A 21,608-nucleotide genomic window follows, 5' to 3' on the forward strand; every position below is an offset into this window, starting at 1 on the left:
TCGCTATCGTCGTTCACACAATTGTTGGTTCAAAGACTTTGTACACCAAAACGAACCAGAAGCATGTGTAAACGTACGAAAACCTGTGGATTACCCAGTTCGGATCCGAACCCGTCAGCGATGCATCCACTCCGCCACGAGGTCGGCGACCGCCGTGGGGCTACGGATCCACCCGTTGTGTCCGAGTGGCTCGTCGACGTGCACCGAGGTGACTTCGGCACGGGCAAGCTTGCGTACGAGATTGTCCATCGAGCCACGGGGTGCGAGGTCGTCGCCTTCGATGGTGACTGCGAGCACCGGAAGCGTCAGACGGCCCATCCGTTCCTCGTAGTCCATGTCCGCTCCCGCCGGTTCGATCGTCCCGTTCCGCGCGAACCGGGACCAGTCGTCGATCAGAACCCTCGACTGACGGCCGAACCCGCCGATACCGATCCGATCTCCCGGCCAGAACCCGGCGATGCTGCTGGTGATCGCCATCGCTGCGGCACCCACGTACAGCGGGACGCCGCGGGTGGTGCCGAATCCGCGGTGGTAGGGCGAACCCGACGCCACCAGGATCAGTCCGCCGAGCCTGCCCCTGATGCGGGCGGCGTACATCGCACCGAGCTGGCCGCCCATGCTGTGGCCGAGCAGGAACGGCGTCGCTTCCGGGAACTGCTCGCGAACCACCTCGAATATCGCCGGGAAGTCGACCGAAACCAGTTCCTGCTAGCCGTAGCGACTCGCCGAACTCGGCTTCGGCACGCTGTCCCCCTGACCCCGGAGATCGCCGATCGCAGCATGGAAACCGCGCGCGACGAGAGCCTCGGCGAACAGCCGGTAGTAGCCACCGGGAATGCCGAGGCCGGGAAGAACGACGATCACGGGTGCATCGTCACGGCCCTCACCGGGGAACAGTGACACCGGCACGGTCGAACCGTCGGGCATCTGAATCGGAACCGTCTGCATCGGCTCACCCTATGACGGGTGCAACCATGCCTCCCCCCAGGGCTCGTGTTCACCGGATCGCCGGCCAATCATCGAGTGGTGCAGATCTTTTCGGTCGAACGAATGACATCTCCAACGAATGCACGTCGAACGACGAGAGCCGGGCCCGACGATGCGGACCCGGCTCGAAGCCGTGAATCAGGAAGTCATGAGTCAGGAGGGCAGGCCGGGGATTTCGACGGCCGAGCCGCTACCTTCCGAGCTACCGAGAGCGAGCAACTGCAGCAGGATTGCGAGCAACTCCATGAAAACTCCTTCGAGAGAGGGGGATTCGATGCCTGGCCAGCATCGCGAACCGTCACGAGTTCATCGGACGTAGAGATCCGTGCAGCCGTTGGGCCGCAGGCCCAACGGCGCGGCGGTCGGTCAGTCCGAGGAGGAGCTGATTCCCGAGAAGAGCTGGAGGAAAATTGCGAGGAGGTCACCGAGTTCAGCGGACATGCGAAATACTCCTTCTTCGAGGGGGGTGTGCAGATCGCCTGTGACGGATGTCACGCGATGATCTCTGCAAGAAGATTTGTACCGCAGTCGGTCTCGGTTTGTACACGGAAACAACAGTAAAAGTCGAAAATCTTGGTGCGGTGTCACAAAACGGTGACGGTACCGACCGTGGCCGCCCCCGACGAACGGTCACGGCCACGGTCGACACGGACGAACTACGCCGCGCTACCCGACGTCAGCACGCCGACGATCTGATCGACGATCGCGTCGACGATGCCGTCGTAGACGCCGGTGGCGATGTCGGAGATGAACTGCGCTGCTGAACCCATGAGAACTCCTGTTGCTCGTGTGCAAGGACAGCCGTAGGCAATACGACCTCGTTCGTTCCTACCGCACCGACGATGACGGTGCATAGCCCGGTACCAACTCGAGACATCGAAGATCCACTACCGCAACGACTTACCGGAGATTGCACCATATTACGCGGCAAAACTACTCGCCGATCACGTCTTTCGCGCGCCCCACGAGCAGAGGGTCTGTTTCACCGACTATTTCGGAATCCTTGTTCGCGTAGTCGAATTTGTTGAGCACGAAGCGCATGGCGTTGATGCGAGCCCGCTTCTTGTCGTTGCTCTTGACGACCGTCCACGGCGCGACATCGGTGTCGGTGGCACGGAAGTTCTCCTCCTTCGCCGCGGTGTAGGCATCCCACTTGTCCAGCGAGGCAAGGTCCATGGGCGAGAGCTTCCATTGCCGCACCGGGTCGACCTGCCGGATGGCGAAGCGGGTGCGCTGCTCGTGCTGCGACACCGAGAACCAGAACTTGGTCAAGCTGATGCCCTCGTCGACGAGCATCTGCTCGAACAGCGGTGCCTGCCGAACGAACTGAGCGTGCTGCTCGTCGGTGCAGAACCCCATGACCCGCTCGACGCCCGCCCGGTTGTACCAGGACCTGTCGAACATGACGATCTCCCCGGCCGCGGGCAGATGTGCGATGTAGCGCTGAAAGTACCACTCGGTCGACTCACGAGCCGACGGCTTCTCCAGCGCGACCACGCTGGCACCGCGCGGGTTGAGGTGTTCCATGAATCGCTTGATCGTGCCGCCCTTACCGGCGGCATCTCGGCCCTCGAAGATGATGACGTGCCGTCGCCCGGTCTCCTTGGTCCACATCTGCAACTTGAGGAGTTCGATCTGCAGAAGACGCTTCTCCAGTTCGTACTCGGCACGCGTCATACGCTCGTCGTACGGGTAGTTCTCGCGCCAGGTGTCGACGACGTGGCCGTCGGGGACGGTCAGCAGTACCGGATCGTCGTCATCGGAGTCGTCGACGGTGAAGCCCGACGTGTCGGCAAGATCCACGGCTGTCGTGATGTCGAGCAGGTCGCTCAGGTTGGTACGCGCAGCCGTGCCGTTGCGGAGATCGTTGTCGGTCATGGGCCGAAAGTTAGTGCTCATCGGTGACCGATCCATGTCGGTTCGGTGAACACCCGATGCATCCGGTTTCACCGCAGGCACCACCCGGTCCGCAAGGGGGACGGACCGGGTAGCGCCTGCTCGTGAACTCGCCGATCTCGTGCGACCGTATCGGCCGTCACAGCGGTAGGTCCAGGGGTCTGCCCGGAAAAGTCGACGATCTTGTTCGAGCGCCGATTTCGGACCGTTCGTTTGTCGGGGTCGATATGGGTGAAATCCCCGATGCGCCGAAAGGTGTTGCTGATGCAGACTTTTCAGCATGACATTCGAGAGCGGTTCCCCCAGAGAGTTCACCAGGTCGAGTTCGCAGAAGATGATGGGAGGTGTATGCGGCGGAGTTGCCGAATATTTCGGCTGGGACGTCAACATCGTCCGACTCGCGACCGTTGCCGGCGCAGTCCTGACCGGCGGCACCGTCGTGCTGATCTACCTCGCGGCGTTGATGTTGATGCCGCTCCGATGAAGCCCGAACGCGACGAAGCCCCGGACCTCGACAACAGGTCCGGGGCCCCGCGACCGACTACTCGGCGACGCTGGAGAGTCCTTCGGCGCTTCCGGTGAAGAGCTCGGTGATCGCGTCGGAGATGCCTGCAGCGATGCCGTCGGTGATGATTCCGCCGAGGCCGCCGCCTTCGGTGCCGCCGCCGAGCAGACCGGTGATGAGATCGAGAAGCATGGAGTGAGCACCTTTCGGAGAAACGACGAGGCCTGGTTGAAGATTGGACCGGGCGGCAGAAATATAACGCGCCCGTTCTGTCCGATCCGCCGTTTGCCCGAAAAAGTCCCGCTCCCCGTTTGTTGCCGGAAAAAACTTCCGCGCGGTTGCGCGCGAACTACTCCTGTCCGGTGATCAACCAGCCGCACGGTCCGGCGAGCTCGTCGGCCTCGGCGGGTCCCATCGATCCGGGCGCGTAGCTCTTCACCTCGGGCGGGTTGCTCAGCAACGGGGCGGCGACGTCCCAGACGTGCGCCAGACCGTCCGGCCTGGTGAACAACGACCGGTCTCCACTGAGCACATCGAGGATCAAGCGCGCGTACGGGCTCAGCGGCTCGGCGTCGGGCACCGACTTCAGCGGCAGCGCCAGATGCCCCACCGACAGATCGAAATCCGGGCCCGGTTCCTTGACCGTCATGGCGATGTCGATGCTGCCGTCACCCGAGAGGTCGAACGAGAGCACAGTGCCGTCCTCGGGCAGTTCGGTGAGCGGACTGTCGGCCGGTTTACCGAACACCAACGACACGCGCTGCTGGCCCACGCCCAACATCTTTCCGGTGCGGAGCAGAAACGGGACTCCGCGCCACCGGTCGGTGTCGACCCACAACTTCGCCGCGACGAACGTGTCGACCTTCGAATCGTCGGCGACGCCCTCGACATCGCGGTAGCCGTCGTACTGACCGAGAACCACCTCGCCGGTGTCCAGCGGCCGGAACTGCCCGATCACGGTCTCACGCGCCGATTGCAGATCCTCGGCCTTCAGCGATGCGGGCGGCTCCATCGCGACCTCCGCGGCGACCTGGAACAGGTGGGTGACGAGCATGTCCAACACGGCACCGGTGGCGTCGTAGAACTCGGCCCGGTCGTCGATGTCGAGCGTCTCGGGGACGTCGATCTGTACCTGCGCGACGTGTTCGGAGTTCCAGATTCCGCCGATCATGCCGTTCGCGAACCGCAGCACATGGAGGTTCTGCGTCGCCTCCTTGCCGAGGAAGTGATCGATGCGATAGACCTGGTTTTCCTCGACCACCTCGTGCACGGCCTTGTCGAGTTCCTCGAAGTTGCTCTGCGAGGTACCGAAGGGCTTTTCGTAGACCACCCGGGAGCCGTCGGCCAGATCGTGTGCTCCCAAGGCCTTCGTGTAGTCGACGAAGGTGCTCGGCGGCAGAGCGATGTAATGCACCAGCTGGGCGTCGTCGCCGACGTCCTTCTTCGCGTCGGCGACGACCTCGGGCAACTTACCGGGATCGTCGACGGTGAAGCCGTTGCCCGCGAAGCGGATTCGCTCGGAGAACGTCGTCCAATCGTCCTCGGCCACATTCTCGGCGAACTCGTCGAGGACGCTGCGTACGTGATCGCGGAACTCGTCGTCGGAGGTGTCCTTGCGGCCGTTGCCGATCAGGACCCATTTCTCCGGGAGCAGGCCTTCGAGATGGAGTTGGTAGAACGACGGCAGGACCATTCGCTTCGCGAGGTCTCCGGTTGCGCCGAAAAGGACGAATACAGTGGGTTGCGAGGACGCCATGACCTCCACTATGCACCGCACAGTTTGGGCGCGCACAGTGCCGACGAGTGAGAGTGCATGATGACCAGATCACGGTTTCACGGTGAGATCTACGGGGTAGGCACAACGTCCGGCGTGCGCATCGTCGTCGGGCATTGGACGCGATCGCCGCTCGGAGAATTCACCGACGTCATGATCCAATTCGCGGACGGCAGACGCCTGCTCGTCGCGCCCGACGAGGACGTTCGGGAATTCGTCACCGCCACATACACCTTCGACGCCACCGAACTCGTACCGGTGACATTCACCGCTCAGCAGGACGGTTGGCGGTCGGTGACAGCGGGTGACCTGTCCGTGCGAATCCGCGTTGCCGGACCCACCGTGCTCGGCCGCGCACTGAGCCTCGTCCCCGACGCGGTGTCGACAGCACCGTGGTTCTGCGCGATCAGCGATCCCATCGCCCGAGTGATACTGCGCGGAGTCCGCACCCGCGGCAGCGCGGGCGGGGGCCGACGTGAGTACTACGGTGCCAGGCACCAACACCGCGTCACCGACGTGCAGGCCTCGTGGCAGGGCGAGGACCTCGGATCACTGACCCCGGTCACTCCCCCGGTGACCTTCGGATTCGGCAGCACCCCGGCGGCACCGTCGGTCACATCCATCACCACGACGATCGACAGTTAGACCACCACGGCGCCGGACGCCCGCAGATCGTCGAGGGCAGCGGCCGACGACTCCGGCGCAACTCCCGCGACGAGGTCGGTGAGAACACGGACGTCGAGCTTCTCGGCCACAGCGTCTTTCGCCGAAGCCAGAACGCAGTAGTCGGTCGCAAGCCCGACGACGTCGATGTCGGTGACCTCGTTGGCGGTGAGTATCTCGGCGAGGGACGTCCCGTCGTCGGTGACACCCTCGAATGCCGAGTACGACGGTTTGCCCTGACCCTTGTAGACGTGGACGTCCACCGAACCGGTCGCGTAATCGGGGTGATACTCGGCTCCGACGGTGCCCGCGACGCAGTGCACCGGCCACGTGGTGACGAAGTCCGGGGCGGCGTCGGTGGCGAAGTGCCCGCCGTTGTCGCCTTCCGCGTCGTGCCAATCTCGCGAGGAGACCACGAGGTCGTACTCGTCCCCGTGGCGCGCGAGGTACGCGCTGATCCTGCGCGCGACTTCCGCGCCGCCGGTCACCGCAAGCGCGCCGCCCTCGGTGAAGTCGTTCTGCACATCCACTACCAACAGAGCACGAGTCATGGATCCCAGTATCCTCGACGGGTGCGCGTGTCGTCTCTGGTGACCTACCCCGTCAAAGGATGTGCCGGTGCCGTGCTGGATGCCGCCCAGGTGAGTGCCACCGGCCTCGAACACGATCGATCGTTCATGATCGTCGATGCGGACGGCGCATTCCGCAGTCAACGCACCGACCCCGTGCTCGCGGTCGTCCGCTGTTCGGTGGGCGACGGAACGTTGACGCTCGAGCACGACACCTCCGGCTCGGTGACCGTGTCGGTGGACCGCGATTCCGCGGCGCGAGACATCACGATGTTCCGCAGCCCGATGCGCGGGATCGATCAGGGCGACGATGTCGCCGACTGGCTCACCGACGTCATCGGAGAACCCTCACGCCTCGTCGCCGCACCGCGCGACCTCGACCGCGTCACCGACGGAATCCGGCCAGGATCAGCACAATTCGCCGACAGCTCTGCGGTGCACATCCTCTCGACCGCCACCTTGGCCGGGCTCAATTCCCGCCTCGACGTCCCGCTGCCGATGGATCGCTTCCGCCCCAACATCGTCGTCGACGGCTGGGACTCCCCGCACCGGGAAGACGAGGTGCGGGACGTGACCATCGGCGGGGCGCGATTGGCCTACACCAAACTTGCCATACGCTGCGCCGTCACCACGGTCGAGCAGTCCACCGGTGTGCGCACCGGTCCGGAACCGCTGCGCACGCTCGGCGACTACCGCCGCGGTCGGCAGAAGGGCGTCGCCTTCGGGTCGAAGTTCTCGGTGGTGCAGGACGGCACGGTGACCGTCGGGGACGAGCTACACGTCGCGAGTTGGGGCGAGTCGGAGCTGTAGCTCGGCTGTGGTGTGCTGAGTGTCCACTTTTCGGTTCCGTGGGCGGGTTTCCGCTCACGCGAAGGAATTGTGGACAACCACGTCACTCGCTCCGGTGGCAATCAGCGCCGCCAACTGGATCCGCGCCTGCCCCGCCCGCAGTTCGCGGGAGAACACCGCACCCGCATCGAGGAGATCGTGGCCACCCCCACCGCCGCCGTACGTCGGCGAGGTCTCGCCGAACGGAACCCGCGTCGTGACCACCACGTGCACCCCGGCGGCCACTGCCTCCTTCACCGCATGGACGACGCGGGCGTTGGTGTTGCCCGAACCCGTCGCCTCGAGCACGATGCCCGACGCCCCGGCCTCGCGGCACGTGTCGATCTGCAGTCCGTCGGCCCCGGGATAGAGGGCGACGATGTCGACGCGAATCCCGGCAATGGGCTTCCACTGCAGGGGTTTCGGCCGAGGCAGCGCCGCCGACCGAAAGGCATCGAGTTCGGTGGTGTGCTTCTTGATCGCGCCGCGCGCCGGCAGCAAGCGACCGCCGAACGCGATCAGAACACCGGGCTCGGACTGCGCGGCCGCCACCGCCGCGGCGATGTTGCTCGGGCCGTCCGGATCTGGATGATCGGCCGTGCGCTGTGCACCGGTGAAGACCACCGGACGTTCGTCGTCGTGGAACAGATCGACGTAGAGCGCCGACTCCTCCATGGTGTCGGTGCCGTGCAACACCACCACTCCGGCGCATCCGTCCTCGGCCAGCGCGTCCGCGACCGCAGTGCGAATGGTGTCGAGATCGGCGAAGTCCAACGCCGAGCTGTCCTTCGACATCACCTCGTGCACCCGAACACCGTCGACATCGACCCCGATGCCGGCGACCGGACGAGAGACACCGTGCTCGTCGCGACTGCTGGCAATCGTGCCGCCTGTGGTCAACAAGGCGACATGCTCGGCGCTCTCCGGTCGTTCCTGCAGGCTCCACTCCTCAGTCACTGCGCGCCGCCACCTCTCGAATTCGCTTGCGGCACAGAAACCATCCTCCGACGAGCATCGGCGCGATGAGCAGGATCGACGCCACCGTCCAGGTACCGACCGGTTTGTCGAAGGCCATCAGCACGAGTACACACGCCAGGAAGCCTAGCGTTGCGTATCCGGTGTACGGGGCACCGAAGAGCTTGAACGCAGGTCGGGTGACCGCACCGGTTCTCGACAGCGACCAGAACTTCAACTGACACGCCACGATGACGGCCCAGGCGCTGATGATGCCCAGAGCGGCAAGGTTCAGCACGATCTCGAAGGCCTGCGCCGGAACCACGGCGTTGAGCACGACACCGAGCAGTGTCACCACCGACGTCAGTGCGATGCCGCCGTACGGCACACCCGACTTGTTCATCCGCGCGGCGAACGAGGGGGCCGAGCCGGCGACCGCCATCGAATGCAGGATGCGTCCGGTCGAGTACAGCCCGGCATTGAGGGAGGACAACGCTGCGGTGAGGACGACGAGGTTCATGATCGCGTCCGCGCCTTCGACGTCGATCGCTCCGAAGAACGTCACGAACGGACTCTCACCGGCCCGATAAGCGGTGTACGGCAACAGCAGTGACAGCAGCAGCACCGAGCCGACGTAGAACACGACGATACGGATGATGACGGTGTTGATCGCCTTCGGTATCACCTTCTCGGGATTCTGCGTCTCACCGGCCGCAGTGCCGACCAGCTCGATCGAGGCGTAGGCGAACACCACTCCCTGGATCACCACGATGGCAGGCAGCAGTCCGTTGGGAATCAGCCCGCCGTTGTCGGTGAGCACGCTCAGACCCGGCTCCTGTCCGTCGATGGGAGTGCCGAAGATGACGTAATAGGTGCCGATGGCCAAGAAAGTCACCAGTGCGACGACTTTGATGAGCGCGAACCAGAACTCCAGCTCACCGAACACCTTGACCGACACCAGGTTCAGCCCGAGCACGAGCACCAGGCCTGCGAGCGCGAAGACCCATTGATCGACGTTGCCGAGTGGAGCCCAGTATTTCTTGAAGAAGTTCATGTAGAGCGCCACGGCCGTCACGTCGACCACCGCTGTCATCGCCCAGTTCATCCAGTACAGCCAGCCGGCCGCGAAAGCGACTTTCTCGCCGAAGAATTCGCGCGAATACGAGACGAAGGATCCCGACGACGGGCGGTGCATCACCAGCTCACCCAGTGCGCGCAGAATCAGGAAGGCGAAGAATCCGCACAGCGCGTACACCAGAACCAGGGCAGGTCCGGCGTCGCGCAGTCGCCCGCCCGCGCCCATGAACAGTCCGGTGCCGATCGCGCCGCCGATGGCGATCATCTGGATCTGGCGAGGGGCCAGCTCTTTTCGGTAGCCCAGGTCTTCTTCACTGAAGGCCTTGGCGGTGTCGACACTCCGGTTCTCTGTACTCATCGCGCTACCTCGTCGACGTCTCGGGAGCAACAGAATGCTCGGTGGGAGCCACCCGCAGATTCGCGAGGTGCTCGGGGCTCAGGAGTCGATCCAGTTCGTCCCGGGCCAACAGACCCTTCTCGAGAACGAGGTCGACCACGTTTCGACCACTGACCAACGCCTCCTGGGCAATAGCAGTCGATTCCACGTATCCGAGATACGGGCTCAGCGCGGTGATCAGGCCGATGGAGTTCTCCACGCGTTCACGCAGCAGGTCGACGTTGGCGGTGATGCCGTCGACACACCGATGCGCGACGGTTCGGCATGCGGCGCTCAGGTGCGCCATACCGTCGGACAGGGACTTGACGATGATCGGCTCGAATGCGTTGAGCTGCAACTGTCCCGCCTCTGCCGCCATGGTGATGGTGACGTCGTGACCGATCACCTCGTAGGCAACCTGGTTGAGTACCTCGGGGATGACGGGGTTGACCTTGCCGGGCATGATCGACGAACCCGCCTGCATCGGAGGCAGATTGATCTCGTTGAAGCCCGCCCGCGGCCCGGAGGACAACAGCCGGAGGTCGTTGCAGATCTTCGACAGCTTCACCGCGACGCGCTTGAGAACGCCGGACAGGTGCACGAACTGACCGACGTCCTGCGTTGCCTCGATCAGATCCGTCGCGGTCACCAGAGGCAGGCCGGTGATGGTCCGCAGATGTGCGACGGCCGATTCGGTGTATCCGGCGGGAGCGTTCAGTCCGGTGCCGATGGCGGTGGCTCCGAGGTTGATCTCGTGCACCAGCAGTGCCGCTTCCTCGAGTCGCGAGCAGTCCTCGTCGATCATGACCGCGTAGGTACCGAACTCCTGGCCGAGGGTCATCGGCACTGCATCCTGCAGCTGCGTGCGGCCCATCTTGACGACGGTGGCGAACTCGGTTGCCTTGCGGCCGAACGAGTCTCGCAACACCTTCATCGAGGCGATCAGCTCGTGGACGGCGAAGACGGTCGCGATGTTGACCGACGTCGGGTACACGTCGTTGGTGGACTGCGACGCGTTCACGTGCTCGTTGGGGTGCAGCATGCTGTAGTCGCCGTGCGGGTGCCCGAGAATTTCCAGGGCGCGGTTGGCGATGACCTCGTTGGCGTTCATGTTGGTCGAGGTGCCCGCGCCACCCTGGATGACGTCGACGACGAACTCCTCGTGCCACTGACCGTCGAGAATTTCCTGACACGCCGTACGGATCGCTTCCCCGCGGGTGGCATCGAGAATTCCGAGATCCTGATTGGCCGACGCGGCGGCCCACTTCACCGCGGCGAGTCCGCGAACGAGGTGCGCGTTGGTGGAGATCGGACGCCCGGTGATGGGGAAGTTCTCGAGGGCGCGCAGGGTGTGGATTCCCCAATACACGCTGTTCGGGATTTCGCGTTCCCCGAGAAGATCCTTCTCGATGCGGGTATCGGCCACGGTGCGCTCCTAGGTGAGGGTGTCCAGCTGTCCGGCTGTCTGACAGGTAGAGTGTGGCGCAGAACACCTCATCGGTCAACCCCACGCTAGGATCACGTCATGAACCTGTCGGACAGCTGGGCAGTCAGTGCGCCCACGAATGCCCGGATGAGCGCGGCCGAGGCGGTGTTCGCAGACCTGCGCGCGGCCATCGCGTCGGGCGAGCTCCCCGTCGGCCAGAAGTTGCCGTCCGAGGCGGCCCTTGCCGCCCGGCACAGCGTCAGCCGCTCCGTCATTCGTGAGGCACTGCGCTCCTGCCACGCCCTCGGCCTGACCGAGACCAAGACGGGCCTGGGCACGTTCGTGATTCGCGACCGCGTCGGAAACGACCTCGACATCGGCAACTACGCGGCCCGCGAACTCATGGAGGCCCGCCCGCACGTGGAGATTCCCGCCGCCGGCTGGGCCGCGGAGCGACGCACCGACGAAGAGTTGGCGGTGCTCGCCGGCCTGGCGGACGAAATGCGTTCGGAGGACGACCACGAGGCCTGGGTTCTGCTGGACGCGCAGTTCCACACCGCGATCGCGCGGGCGAGCAAGAATCGCGTGTTCGAGGCGATCATCGTCGACATCCGGGATGCCCTGACGCGGCAATCGGAGACCCTCAACCTGGTCGCACATCGGCAGCAACAGTCCAACGTCGAACACGACGCCATCGTCGACGGCATCCGATCGGGCGAGTACGACGCCGCAGCCCGCGCGATGACCGCGCATCTCGATGCCGTCCGGGGTGCCGTGGAGTCGCTCGCCGATCGGGCCGATCGGTAGTACTACTAGGCTGCTTGCCGTGACGAAGGTATTGAACTCTCTCCCGGTCGGCGAACGAATCGGCATTGCATTCTCCGGCGGTCTCGACACCTCGGTGGCTGTCGCGTGGATGCGCGAGCACGGGGCGATCCCCTACGCGTACACAGCCGACATCGGCCAGTACGACGAGCCGGACCTGTCCGATGTGCCCGAGCGCGGCCTGGCCTACGGGGCCGAGCAGGCGCGGCTCATCGACTGCCGTGAGCCGCTCGTCGAGGAGGGTTTGGCGGCACTGACCTGCGGCGCGTTCCACATTCGCTCGTCACTGCAGACGTACTTCAACACCACCCCGCTCGGCCGCGCAGTCACCGGCACCATGCTGGTGCGCGCGATGGCCGAGGACGGCGTCTCGATCTGGGGCGACGGATCGACGTACAAGGGCAACGACATCGAGCGGTTCTACCGTTACGGCCTGCTCGCCAACCCGCAGCTGCGGATCTACAAGCCCTGGCTCGACGAGGCGTTCGTCGCCGAGCTCGGCGGCCGCCACGAGATGTCGCAGTGGCTCACCCAGCGCACCCTCCCCTACCGAGATTCCGCCGAGAAGGCGTACTCCACCGACGCCAACATCTGGGGTGCCACCCACGAGGCGAAGAAGCTCGAATACCTCGACACGTCACTCGAGATCGTCAGCCCCATCATGGGCGTTCGGTTCTGGGACCCCGAGGTGGACATCGCGCCCGAGGAGGTCACCGTCGAGTTCGAGCGGGGTCGACCGGTCCGGATCAACGGCAAGAGCTTCGACAGCCCCGTCGACCTCGTCATGGAAGCCAACGCCATCGGTGGACGCCACGGCCTCGGCATGAGCGATCAGATCGAGAACCGCATCATCGAAGCCAAGAGCCGCGGCATCTACGAGGCTCCCGGAATGGCACTGCTGCACATCACCTACGAGCGCCTCGTCAACGCCATCCACAACGAGGACACCGTCGCCTCGTACCACAACGAAGGCCGTCGACTCGGCCGTCTGCTGTACGAGGGACGCTGGTTCGATCCGCAGGCACTGATGCTGCGCGAGGGCCTGCAGCGGTGGGTCGGCAACGTCGTCAGCGGCAGCGTGACACTGCGACTGCGCCGCGGCCAGGACTTCACGATCGTCGACACCCAGGGCAGCAACTTCAGCTACCACCCCGAGAAGCTGTCCATGGAACGCAGCCAGGGCCAGGCGTTCTTCCCCGGCGACCGCATCGGTCAACTCACGATGCGCAACCTCGACATCGCCGATTCACGCAGCAAGCTCGAGCAGTACGCCGCGCAGAACCAGCTCACGGCCTGGGGCGAGCTCATCGGCGAACTGCCCGCAGGCGGTGCCGACGCCATCGCCGCCAGCGGCCCCGACGGTTCCGTGGACTCCTCGGCACTCGACCACGCCGCCATCGAGTCCGGCACCGACTAGCTGCTGGCCAACTGGGTCGTTCCGCAGGCTCCACTCCTGCCCCGCCGAACTCGAAGTTATGGACGGATTTCCGCCGATTTCCGTCCACAACTTCGAGTTCGGCTACTCCTCGGGCTCCGTCAAACCCTCGTGCTCGTCGCGCTCCGCCCACTCGAGTAGCTCGTCGATCGCGAACACCGCATCGTCGATGCCCGCGTGCAGGTCCCCCAACTCGGCGAATCTGGCCGGCACCGTGAACATCGTGAACTCGCGCGGATCGACGTCGGCAACCTCGTCCCACGAAATAGGCGTGGACACCGTCGCCTGCTGATTCCCGCGCACCGAATACGCGCTGGCGATGGTGTGATCGCGGGCGTTCTGGTTGTAGTCGACGAACAGTTTCGACGGGTCGCGGTCCTTGCGCCACCACGTCGTCGTCACGTCCTCGGGTGCGCGGCGCTCGACCTCACGCGCGAAAGCCAGTGCAGCCCTTCGCAAGTCCTTGAAGCCGTAGGCCGGGTCGATCCGAACGTAGATGTGCAGACCATGGCCGCCGGAGGTCTTGGGCCAGCCGACGGCCCCGAGATCACTCAGCACCTCCTGAACCACCCCGGCCACGCGTCGGACCCGGTCGAAGGAACAGTCGGGCATCGGATCGAGGTCGATGCGCCACTCGTCGGGCATCTCGACGTCGGCGCGGCGGCTGTTCCACGGATGGAACTCCACGGTCGACATCTGCACCGCCCAGGCCACGTGCGCCAGTTCGGTCACGCACAGCTCGTCCGCGGTGCGGTTGTAGCGGGGAAACGTCACCTGCACGGTCTCGAGCCACGGCGGCGCGCCGTTCGGCACCCGCTTCTGGTGCACCTTGTCACCGGCCAGTCCCTTGGGAAAGCGATGCATCATGCACGGGCGCTCCCGAAGCGCCCGCACGATGCCGTCGCCCACGCTCAGGTAGTAGTTCACCAAATCCAGCTTGGTGGCTCCGCTTTCGGGGAAGTACACACGCTCGGGGTTGGAGATGCGGACGATGCGGTCACCGACCGGTAACTCGATCGACGGAGAGCTACTGGCCATGAGGTCGAGGGTAAGCGATCAAGAACGAAGCGTGATGCCGTATCGGTCGCGTTTGCGATAGATGGTCGCTCGACTCATCCCGAGTTCCTCGACCGCGTCGTTCATGGTGATGCCGGGGCGAGAGAGCACGCGGATCATCTCGTCGCGCTCGAACGTCTCGATGCGGGTGAGCCGATGGGTGGTGCGCGAAAGCACCTCCGGCGGTAGATGGTGGACTCCGATGACGTCGGCGCGGACGGCTGCCTTGTGCATCACCGTGGCCAGCTCACCGACGTTGCCCGGCCACGGATGTTCGCGCAGCGCTCGCTCGGCAGCAGGGGTGAGCGTGACCTGGCGGCCGCGTACTCGACCGGCCAGATGGAGGGCGAGCGGGGCGATGTCGTCGGGCCTGTTTCGCAGCGGCGGTACCTCGACCACGGTGCGCAGCAGTCCCGCGAGTGCCGGGGGCACGTCGTCGTAGTTCGACGCCGTGACGGTGACGGGTACGCCGTGGCCGGCGCGGCGGATCAGTTCGGCGAGGGCGTCGGCTGCACGCGCGGGAAGCCTGTCGACATCGCGGATGATCACTGCCGTATCGGGTTTCGGCAGCTCGGGCGTCCAGAGGTCGAGCCAGGCGTCGACGTCGCGGGCTGCCGGTGCTCCGGCGCTGAGGATGCGGCCGCGCGGGCGTGCCGCGCGCAGTGCGCGAGCGAGCACGGTGGCCCGGCCCGATCCCGGCTCTCCGACCATGAGAACCGAACCATGTTCGGCCAGAGCAGCTTCCGCAGAACCCAGCGCACTACGCCAGCCCGCAGAGAGGTCGTCGAGGATGCCCGATCCCGGCCCGCTGTGAGCGGTCTCGACCCGGAACACCTCACCGCGCGGAGCAGGCCGTGGATGCTGACCCTGTGCCCGCGCGAGCATCATCGCCGAGGTGTTGCCTGCCGCCGACTGCGCAAGGGCCAGAAGCAGATCCGACGACGACTCCGACCAGGTGGTCAGATTGACGCAGCCCTCCACCCTGCCGGTGAGGGGATCGAGGACCGGCGCAGCCGCGCACGTGTAGCCGGCGAGCGAGAGCGAGTAGTGTTCGTCCGCCCTCACCACTGCGGGCACCTGATCCGCCAGCGCCAGCGCCAGGCCGTTGGTACCGGCCTGGTCCTCCGCATACGAGAAGCCGGGCGCCAGATGCACACGGTCGAGCGCGGCCAGCAGATCGCGATCGGCGCTGACTCGGTCCAACACGAGACCGTCGGCGTCGGTGAGCATCATCGACACCGGTTCGTTCGCCAACGTGTCGCGCAAACCGTTGAGCACCTCGCGGCCGCATCGGTAGAACAGGGACTCGTCGTCGTAGGTTCCCGAGAAGACCGGAGCAACCTCGTCGAGCGACACCCCGTACCGCTGGCTCCGGTGCCAGGACGCGAGGAGCCGATGCGAGACGGCAGCGAGCGGCTCCGAGTGGAGTCGGGCTCGCGAGAGACCCCCGGAATCTGCCATGTGATCCAGGTTACATTCGCATGTCGCCATCTGTGCCGGGGCAGCGTCTCGAATTGAGACGCCGAGGCCGCGACGCCGGCTCGATTCGGACCTACCGTCGTTCCCATAACGACGTGACGCACGTCACGTATCGCACCATCCGGGAGGCACACCGCATGTACACCAAGAATGGCGAGAAGTTCTTCATCGTCGACGCTCACATCGCTCTGTGGGACGCGCGGGAGCAGAACCAGCGCAACATCCACGGCAAGCAGTTCATCGACTGCTTCTACGACTACCACCGCAACCTCTCTCCCGAGAGCGAACTGTGGACGTACGACGAGTACCTCTACCAGGGTGGCGAGCGCCTGATGCACGACCTGTTCGAGGTCGGCTACGTCGATCACGCCATCTTCCAGCCCGCCCACCTCGGCGAGTTCTACAACAACGGGTTCGGACAGACCGAGGAGGCGTCGGCGTTGGCCGCCGCGCACCCGGACAAGCTGACCTACAACCACCACTTCGATCCGCGCAACGGCGAACGTGGCCTCGACCAGCTGCGAGCCGACGCCGAGCGCTTCGGACTCAAGGGCGTCAAGCTCTACACCGCCGAGTGGCACGGCGATTCCCGCGGCTACAAGCTCGACGACGACTGGACGCGGCGCTACCTCGAGGTCTGCCGCGAAGTCGGCATCAAGAACATCCACGTGCACAAGGGGCCGACGATCCGTCCGCTCGATCGAGATGCGTTCGACGTAGCGGACGTGGACCACGTGGCCACCGACTTCACCGATCTGAACTTCGTCGTCGAGCACTGCGGACTGCCCCGGCTCGAGGACTTCTGCTGGATCGCGACCCAGGAACCCAACGTGTACGCCGGTCTCGCGGTGGCCATTCCGTTCATGCACACACGTCCGAAGTACTTCGGCCAGATCATGGGTGAGCTGCTGTACTGGCTGGGCGAGGACCGCATCTTCTTCTCCTCCGACTACGCACTGTGGACGCCCAAGTGGCTGGTCGAAGGATTCGTCGACTTCCAGATCCACGAGTCCCTCGACGAATACGCTCCCATCACGCTCGAGCAGAAGAAGAAGGTGCTCGGACTCAACGCCGCCAAGCTCTACGACATCGAGGTCCCTGCAGAGCTGCAGCTGCCCGACGCCGACGAGACCGAGACCGGACCGCGTCAGCCCGAGCGCGCCGACCTCGCGGCGGTGTGAGATGACGACTGCCACGACCACCAGGAAGGACGAGGCCTACGCCGCCCTCGGTGTCGTCCTGGATCCCGAATTGGACGAGCCCATCACCGATCTCGGCTTCGTCCGATCCCTCGAGGTCGACGAGAGCACCGTCCACGTTCATCTGCGGTTGCCCACGTCGTTCTGCTCGCCGAACTTCGCGTACCTCATGTCGGGGGATGCGAAGGACGTGCTGACGGCACTGCCGTGGACCGAGCATGTTCTCGTCGAACTGGACGATCACCACGACTCGGACAAGATCAACGCAGGCCTCGCCGCCGACGCGGGATATCGAGGCACCTTCGGCCACGAAGCCGAGGAGGACCTCGAGGAGTTACGAGCGACGTTCCGCCGCAAGGCGTATGTGGCGGCGATGGAACGTTCTCTCCAGGGGTGGCTGCGAGCGAATCCCGGTGCGACCGAGAACGACTTGGCCGCAGTGGTTCTCGGGGATCTCGCGGACGATCGCACGTCGACCGCTCTGCTTCGTCGCCGTGAGGCACTCGGGCTGAGAATCGACCCGGCCGCTCCGGCTCTGGTCGACCACACCGGTCGCCCACACACCGGTGATCTGACGATGGTGATGCGGCGCGCCCGCGCCACCCGCGTCTCGATCGACGGCAACGCGCACTTCTGTCGTGGGTTGCTGCAGACTCGCTACCCCGGCGCGGAAGAACAGCAAGTCCCTCGCGAGGAGGGCGCGTTCATCCCCCTCACCTCCCTCACCGTCCAGCACACCACAACACAGGAGCAGTCACGATGAGCACGATGCGCGCCGTCCAGGTGGTCGGGTATCACAAGAATCTGGAGATGACCGAGGTACCGATTCCCGAGGTTCGAGGCCCTCTCGACGTGATCGTGAAGATCGGCGGGGCAGGCGTGTGCCGCACCGATCTGCACATCCTCGAAGGCCAGTGGGCCGAGAAGTCCGGTGTCACACTGCCGTACACGATCGGGCACGAGAACGCCGGATGGGTGCACGCGGTCGGTTCGGCCGTCACCAACGTCCGCGAGGGCGACAAGGTGATCTTGCATCCGTTGGTCACGTGCGGACTGTGTCGGGCATGCCGGTCCGGTGACGACGTGCATTGCGAGAGCAGTGATTTCCCCGGGATCGACACCAACGGCGGGTACGCGGACTATCTGCGGACCAACGCCAGGACAGTGGTGAAGATCGACGATTCGCTCGAACCGTCCGCGGTGGCAGCGCTGGCCGATGCAGGCCTGACGGCGTACCACGCCGCCGCCAAAGCGGCCCGGCGGCTGACTCCACGCGACAAATGCGTCGTCATCGGTGCAGGCGGCCTCGGCCACATCGGTATCCAGGTGCTCGAGGCGCTGTCGCCCGCGGAGCTCATCGTCATCGACCGCAACGCCGATGCCGTCAAGCTCGCCCTGACTCTCGGTGCCGATCACGCGGTGGTCGCCGACGGCAGCCAGATCGACCAGGTCATGGAGCTCACGGACGGATTCGGCGCCGAGGTCGTTCTCGACTTCGTCGGCGAAAATGGCTCCACCGCAGAGGGATTGGCGATGACCAGACGGGCCGGTGACTACCACGTGATCGGCTACGGCGAGAACGTCGACGTGCCGACCATCGACCTGGTGTCGGCGGAGAAGAACATCGTCGGCAACCTCGTCGGGTCCTACAACGACCTGTGCGATCTGATGTCTCTCGCCGCGCGCGGTGCCGTGAACCTGCATACGCAGACCTACTCGTTGGACGACTTTCAGAGTGCCATCGACGACCTCGACAACGGACGGGTTCGCGGCCGCGCGATTCTCGTACCCTGAAATCGGGTAGTAACCACCGACACAACCCCAACAACGAGGAGCAACGTTGATCTTCATCACCGCCAAGTTCAAGGTCAAGCCCGAGCACGCCGACAACTGGCCCGAGATTTCGCGCGACTTCACCGAAGCCTGCCAGGCCGAGGAGGGGTGCCTCTGGTACTTCTGGTCACGCACCCTCGACGACCCGACCGAGTACGTCCTGGTGGAGGCCTTCAAGGACCCCGATGCCGGTGCGACACACGTGAACTCGGATCACTTCAAGCAGGCGCAGAAGGATCTCCCGCCGTACCTGCAGGAGACACCGAAGATCATCAGCCAAGAGGTCGACGGCACCGACTGGAACGAATTGGGCGAACTCGCCGTCGACTAGATCGTTCTAGCTCCGTTCTCGATCCCGGACCACCTGGCCCAGCGTCACGACCGCGTCGGCGAACTGTCCCGGCAGTTCCTGCGGCGGGTTGTGGCCGCAGTCGATCTGCCGAACGTCGATCAGATCGGTGAAGTGCGCCGCGTGGTCCGGGCTGCCGTACAGCGAGGCAACGGTGTCCTCGGTCGGATCGATCACGATCGTGGGCACCGTGATCCTCGGTTGCTCGGTCAGCGATTCCTGCGTCGCTGCATAGGCCGGGTCCCCGGCCTCGACGCCGTAGCGGTGGCGGTAGGAATGCACGGACACGTCCACGAAGTCGGGGTTGTCGAACGAGGGTGCGGTGGCCGCGAACTCGGAATCACCGAACCGCCAGGTCGGCGACCAATCCGTCCACAGTGTCTGTGCGATCTCTGCGCGATGGGCCGCGAGCCCGACCCGGCCCCGCTCGGAGTGCAGGTAGTACTGATACCAGTACCGCTTCTCGAGGTGCGGCAACACCGGCGTCGACACTGCCGCTTCGATGTCTTGGACCAGGTAGCCGGACACGCTCACCAAGCCCGACACCAACTCCGGCCACATCGCGGCGACGACGCACGCCGCTCGCCCACCCCAGTCGTAGCCGGCGACGATGGGCTCGTTCAGTTCCAGCGCGAGAATCAACTCACGCAGGTCGTGGCCGATCGCGGCCTGCTCTCCGGATCGCATCGTGTCGGCGTCGACGAACCGGGTCGGTCCGAAGCCCCGCAGATACGGCACCACCACGTCGTATCCGGATTCGGCGAGCAGTCTGGCGACGTCGTCGTAACCGCGTGGGTCGTACGGAAACCCGTGTAGCAGCACCACCGAGGGACCGGACGGATCGCCGACGCGGTCGAACTCCACATCCAACACTCCTGCGCGAATCATCATGAGTCCATGCTCGCATTGCGGTGGCGGTATGCGCCGAGGGTCAACTGCTCAGCACGTCCTGCATGCCGGGCGCGAGAACGTCGGACAGGTCGGTCCATGGGACGGTGATCGTGATGAGGCCGATGCCATAGGCCCCCACCTGGTAGTCACCGAAGTGAATGTTCATCCCCTCCGGTGATGCGGTCCAGTTGCCGAAGTCGGCCACCGTCGGCTCGATGCCCGAGCGCTCGAAGTTCTCGCCTGCCCGGGTGGTCGGAAGAATCTTCGCCGCTTGCTCGGACAACCTCGACAGACCGGCATCGAGATCGGTGAACGCGTCACCGAGGGTGATCGGCTGTGCGGTGTCGACGTCGATCGTCACGGTCGAGATCAGCGAATCACCATGGGCACCGGCAGGCACGGCGATCCAGTCGGTGATCTGTTCGGAACTGATCACGCGCCTACCGACGTAGGTAGAGCTCGGCATGTAGCCGTCGCCGAGGGCGAAGTCCTGTCCGTTGTGGCCGTCGATCAAGTCCTGCAAGGCCGCCCGCATCGACTCGTTGAACTCCGCCGTCACAGCGGGATCCCCACCACTGAGCTGCGGAATGGCGACATCGTAAGTTGCATGTTCCGTGGATCCGGTGACCCGAGTGCTGCCGACGACGTACGACTCGGCGGCATTCGACGTGGTGGGCGGAGTTGTACTCGTCGGCTCGGCGCGCTCGGTCGTGGTCGGTGTGTCGGAGGTCGTCGGCGCGGACGCTGGCGTGGCGGTTCCCGAAGTGGAACAACCCGCGAGGGCCGCTGTCAGGGCAAGGGCGGCAGCCATCGAGCGAATGCGAGTCATGACCGACCCTAACCACTGCGCGTCGACTCACTCAACAGGAAACAACTGCGGAGCACCGACTCCGCAGCTAGCGTCGAACCGTTCGGTTCGTCTCGACCGGCCACGTTTCGGAGGGAGTTCGATGAGAACCAGGAGCATCATCACCAATCTGCGCGTGCCGAACGTGGACGCGGCCAAGTCGTTCTACACCGAGTTTCTCGGTCTGCGGTCGGAGGAGTTCGACATGGGCTGGGTTGCACGGCTGACGTCGCCCGACCGCCCGGTCAGCGTTCAACTCGTAACCGAAGATGCCAGCGCACCGGAGGATTCGGTGATGTCGGTGCACACCGACGATGTCGACGGCGCGTACACCGAAGCCCAGAAGTTGGGCTACGAGATCGTGTATCCGTTGACGACCGAACCGTGGGGTGTTCGCCGGTTCTTCGTTCGCGCTCCCGACGGCAACGTCATCAACATCGCGTATCACCGGGACTGACTGCTTCGAATCGGGTGCAGCACACCGCGCCAGGCGCGGCCCAGTGCACCCGATTCGAACGCGAAAAAGCCCGACCCCGCAGAGGCGGATTCTAGGGGTCCTCGCAACACCTGATGGTCAGATGCCTGTCAGTAGATCACGTAAACGCTCGGCTGGAGTTTTCCAGCCGAGCGTTTTGCGTG

Annotated in this window: 22 protein-coding genes and 1 pseudogene; 10 read left to right on the top strand and 13 right to left on the bottom strand. The window is 64.8% G+C overall.

Annotation, left to right across the window (positions count from 1 at the left end):
• Positions 1-114: 114 nt before the first annotated feature.
• The 3 genes and pseudogenes from CH276_RS26540 to ppk2 all read right to left on the bottom strand — a co-directional run bounded on the left by CH276_RS26540 (position 115) and on the right by ppk2 (position 2,865).
• A pseudogene (locus CH276_RS26540) lies at positions 115-948 on the bottom strand (alpha/beta hydrolase family protein).
• Between the two features lie 405 nt (positions 949-1,353).
• On the bottom strand, positions 1,354-1,482 hold the full coding sequence (locus CH276_RS29140) for a hypothetical protein (protein ID WP_254924052.1): 129 nt from the start codon (positions 1,480-1,482) through the stop codon (positions 1,354-1,356).
• A 438-nt stretch (positions 1,483-1,920) separates the two neighbouring features.
• The gene (gene ppk2, locus CH276_RS26545) at positions 1,921-2,865 is read right to left on the bottom strand and encodes a polyphosphate kinase 2 (RefSeq protein WP_032393805.1); all 945 of its coding nucleotides are present in this window, start codon (positions 2,863-2,865) and stop codon (positions 1,921-1,923) included.
• Between the two features lie 298 nt (positions 2,866-3,163).
• On the opposite strand from ppk2, the gene CH276_RS26550 reads away from it, so the two are divergent.
• Entirely contained in the window at positions 3,164-3,367 is a 204-nt protein-coding gene (locus CH276_RS26550) for a PspC domain-containing protein (protein ID WP_032393804.1), read from the top strand.
• A 57-nt stretch (positions 3,368-3,424) separates the two neighbouring features.
• Here CH276_RS26550 and CH276_RS28670 read toward each other — a convergent pair whose 3' ends face one another.
• Together CH276_RS28670 and CH276_RS26555 are read right to left on the bottom strand one after the other, a co-directional pair.
• Entirely contained in the window at positions 3,425-3,580 is a 156-nt protein-coding gene (locus CH276_RS28670; RefSeq protein WP_155290781.1) for a hypothetical protein, read from the bottom strand.
• A gap of 157 nt (positions 3,581-3,737) precedes the next feature.
• Positions 3,738-5,144: a glucose-6-phosphate dehydrogenase gene (locus tag CH276_RS26555; RefSeq protein WP_094629803.1), complete on the bottom strand. Its 1,407-nt coding sequence runs from the start codon at positions 5,142-5,144 to the stop codon at positions 3,738-3,740.
• A gap of 60 nt (positions 5,145-5,204) precedes the next feature.
• On the opposite strand from CH276_RS26555, the gene CH276_RS26560 reads away from it, so the two are divergent.
• Positions 5,205-5,807, top strand: a complete 603-nt coding sequence (locus CH276_RS26560; protein WP_094629804.1) for a hypothetical protein — start codon at positions 5,205-5,207, stop codon at positions 5,805-5,807.
• On the opposite strand, the gene CH276_RS26565 is transcribed toward CH276_RS26560, so the two are convergent.
• On the bottom strand, positions 5,804-6,376 hold the full coding sequence (locus tag CH276_RS26565; protein ID WP_045198798.1) for an isochorismatase family protein: 573 nt from the start codon (positions 6,374-6,376) through the stop codon (positions 5,804-5,806). The two genes, CH276_RS26560 and CH276_RS26565, sit on opposite strands and share 4 nt — an antisense overlap.
• Before the next feature lie 21 nt (positions 6,377-6,397).
• On the opposite strand from CH276_RS26565, the gene CH276_RS26570 reads away from it, so the two are divergent.
• Positions 6,398-7,204 carry an MOSC domain-containing protein gene (locus CH276_RS26570; RefSeq protein ID WP_094629782.1) on the top strand — a complete coding sequence of 269 codons (807 nt, stop codon included), beginning with the start codon at positions 6,398-6,400 and terminating at the stop codon, positions 7,202-7,204.
• Positions 7,205-7,258: 54 nt separating this feature from the next.
• Here the strand turns inward: CH276_RS26570 and CH276_RS26575 are convergent, their stop codons facing one another.
• From CH276_RS26575 to aspA, 3 genes are read right to left on the bottom strand one after another with little or no spacing between them, the layout of a single operon-like run.
• Positions 7,259-8,179, bottom strand: a complete 921-nt coding sequence (locus CH276_RS26575) for an asparaginase (protein WP_230596608.1) — start codon at positions 8,177-8,179, stop codon at positions 7,259-7,261.
• Positions 8,172-9,611, bottom strand: coding sequence for an amino acid permease (locus CH276_RS26580; protein WP_032393801.1), 1,440 nt, complete (start codon positions 9,609-9,611; stop codon positions 8,172-8,174). The genes CH276_RS26575 and CH276_RS26580 overlap by 8 nt, the downstream gene beginning before the upstream one ends.
• Before the next feature lie 4 nt (positions 9,612-9,615).
• Positions 9,616-11,055 carry an aspartate ammonia-lyase gene (gene aspA / locus CH276_RS26585; RefSeq protein ID WP_032393800.1) on the bottom strand — a complete coding sequence of 480 codons (1,440 nt, stop codon included), beginning with the start codon at positions 11,053-11,055 and terminating at the stop codon, positions 9,616-9,618.
• A 99-nt stretch (positions 11,056-11,154) separates the two neighbouring features.
• Between aspA and CH276_RS26590 the strand changes: the two genes are divergently transcribed.
• Both CH276_RS26590 and argG read left to right on the top strand, forming a co-directional pair.
• Positions 11,155-11,862 carry a FadR/GntR family transcriptional regulator gene (locus CH276_RS26590; protein ID WP_045198792.1) on the top strand — a complete coding sequence of 236 codons (708 nt, stop codon included), beginning with the start codon at positions 11,155-11,157 and terminating at the stop codon, positions 11,860-11,862.
• 19 nt (positions 11,863-11,881) lie between these two features.
• Positions 11,882-13,297, top strand: a complete 1,416-nt coding sequence (gene argG / locus CH276_RS26595; RefSeq protein ID WP_045198790.1) for an argininosuccinate synthase — start codon at positions 11,882-11,884, stop codon at positions 13,295-13,297.
• Positions 13,298-13,399: 102 nt separating this feature from the next.
• Here argG and ligD read toward each other — a convergent pair whose 3' ends face one another.
• Together ligD and CH276_RS26605 are read right to left on the bottom strand one after the other, a co-directional pair.
• A complete protein-coding gene (gene ligD, locus CH276_RS26600) occupies positions 13,400-14,353 on the bottom strand; it encodes a non-homologous end-joining DNA ligase (RefSeq protein ID WP_094629783.1) in 954 nt (317 codons plus the stop codon).
• A gap of 18 nt (positions 14,354-14,371) precedes the next feature.
• The gene (locus CH276_RS26605) at positions 14,372-15,832 is read right to left on the bottom strand and encodes a GAF domain-containing protein (RefSeq protein WP_094629805.1); all 1,461 of its coding nucleotides are present in this window, start codon (positions 15,830-15,832) and stop codon (positions 14,372-14,374) included.
• 155 nt (positions 15,833-15,987) lie between these two features.
• On the opposite strand from CH276_RS26605, the gene CH276_RS26610 reads away from it, so the two are divergent.
• Genes CH276_RS26610 through CH276_RS26625 form a run of 4 tightly spaced genes read left to right on the top strand, consistent with a single transcriptional unit; the run spans position 15,988 to position 19,213 of the window.
• The gene (locus CH276_RS26610; protein WP_032394136.1) at positions 15,988-17,031 is read left to right on the top strand and encodes an amidohydrolase family protein; all 1,044 of its coding nucleotides are present in this window, start codon (positions 15,988-15,990) and stop codon (positions 17,029-17,031) included.
• Between the two features lies 1 nt (position 17,032).
• Positions 17,033-17,812, top strand: coding sequence for an iron-sulfur cluster assembly protein (locus CH276_RS26615; RefSeq protein ID WP_045198786.1), 780 nt, complete (start codon positions 17,033-17,035; stop codon positions 17,810-17,812).
• A 5-nt stretch (positions 17,813-17,817) separates the two neighbouring features.
• On the top strand, positions 17,818-18,843 hold the full coding sequence (locus tag CH276_RS26620) for an NAD(P)-dependent alcohol dehydrogenase (protein ID WP_094629806.1): 1,026 nt from the start codon (positions 17,818-17,820) through the stop codon (positions 18,841-18,843).
• Between the two features lie 46 nt (positions 18,844-18,889).
• A complete protein-coding gene (locus CH276_RS26625) occupies positions 18,890-19,213 on the top strand; it encodes a putative quinol monooxygenase (protein WP_027498443.1) in 324 nt (107 codons plus the stop codon).
• A 6-nt stretch (positions 19,214-19,219) separates the two neighbouring features.
• Here CH276_RS26625 and CH276_RS26630 read toward each other — a convergent pair whose 3' ends face one another.
• Together CH276_RS26630 and CH276_RS26635 are read right to left on the bottom strand one after the other, a co-directional pair.
• Positions 19,220-20,122, bottom strand: coding sequence for an alpha/beta fold hydrolase (locus CH276_RS26630; RefSeq protein WP_094629784.1), 903 nt, complete (start codon positions 20,120-20,122; stop codon positions 19,220-19,222).
• A 40-nt stretch (positions 20,123-20,162) separates the two neighbouring features.
• Complete coding sequence (locus CH276_RS26635) at positions 20,163-20,951, bottom strand: RsiV family protein (protein ID WP_094629785.1); 789 nt, start codon at positions 20,949-20,951, stop codon at positions 20,163-20,165.
• Positions 20,952-21,072: 121 nt separating this feature from the next.
• Between CH276_RS26635 and CH276_RS26640 the strand changes: the two genes are divergently transcribed.
• The gene (locus CH276_RS26640) at positions 21,073-21,426 is read left to right on the top strand and encodes a VOC family protein (protein ID WP_032393793.1); all 354 of its coding nucleotides are present in this window, start codon (positions 21,073-21,075) and stop codon (positions 21,424-21,426) included.
• Positions 21,427-21,608 lie beyond the last annotated feature (182 nt).

The sequence above is a fragment of the Rhodococcus sp. 06-470-2 genome (assembly GCF_002258235.1).
Lineage (GTDB): Bacteria > Actinomycetota > Actinomycetes > Mycobacteriales > Mycobacteriaceae > Rhodococcoides.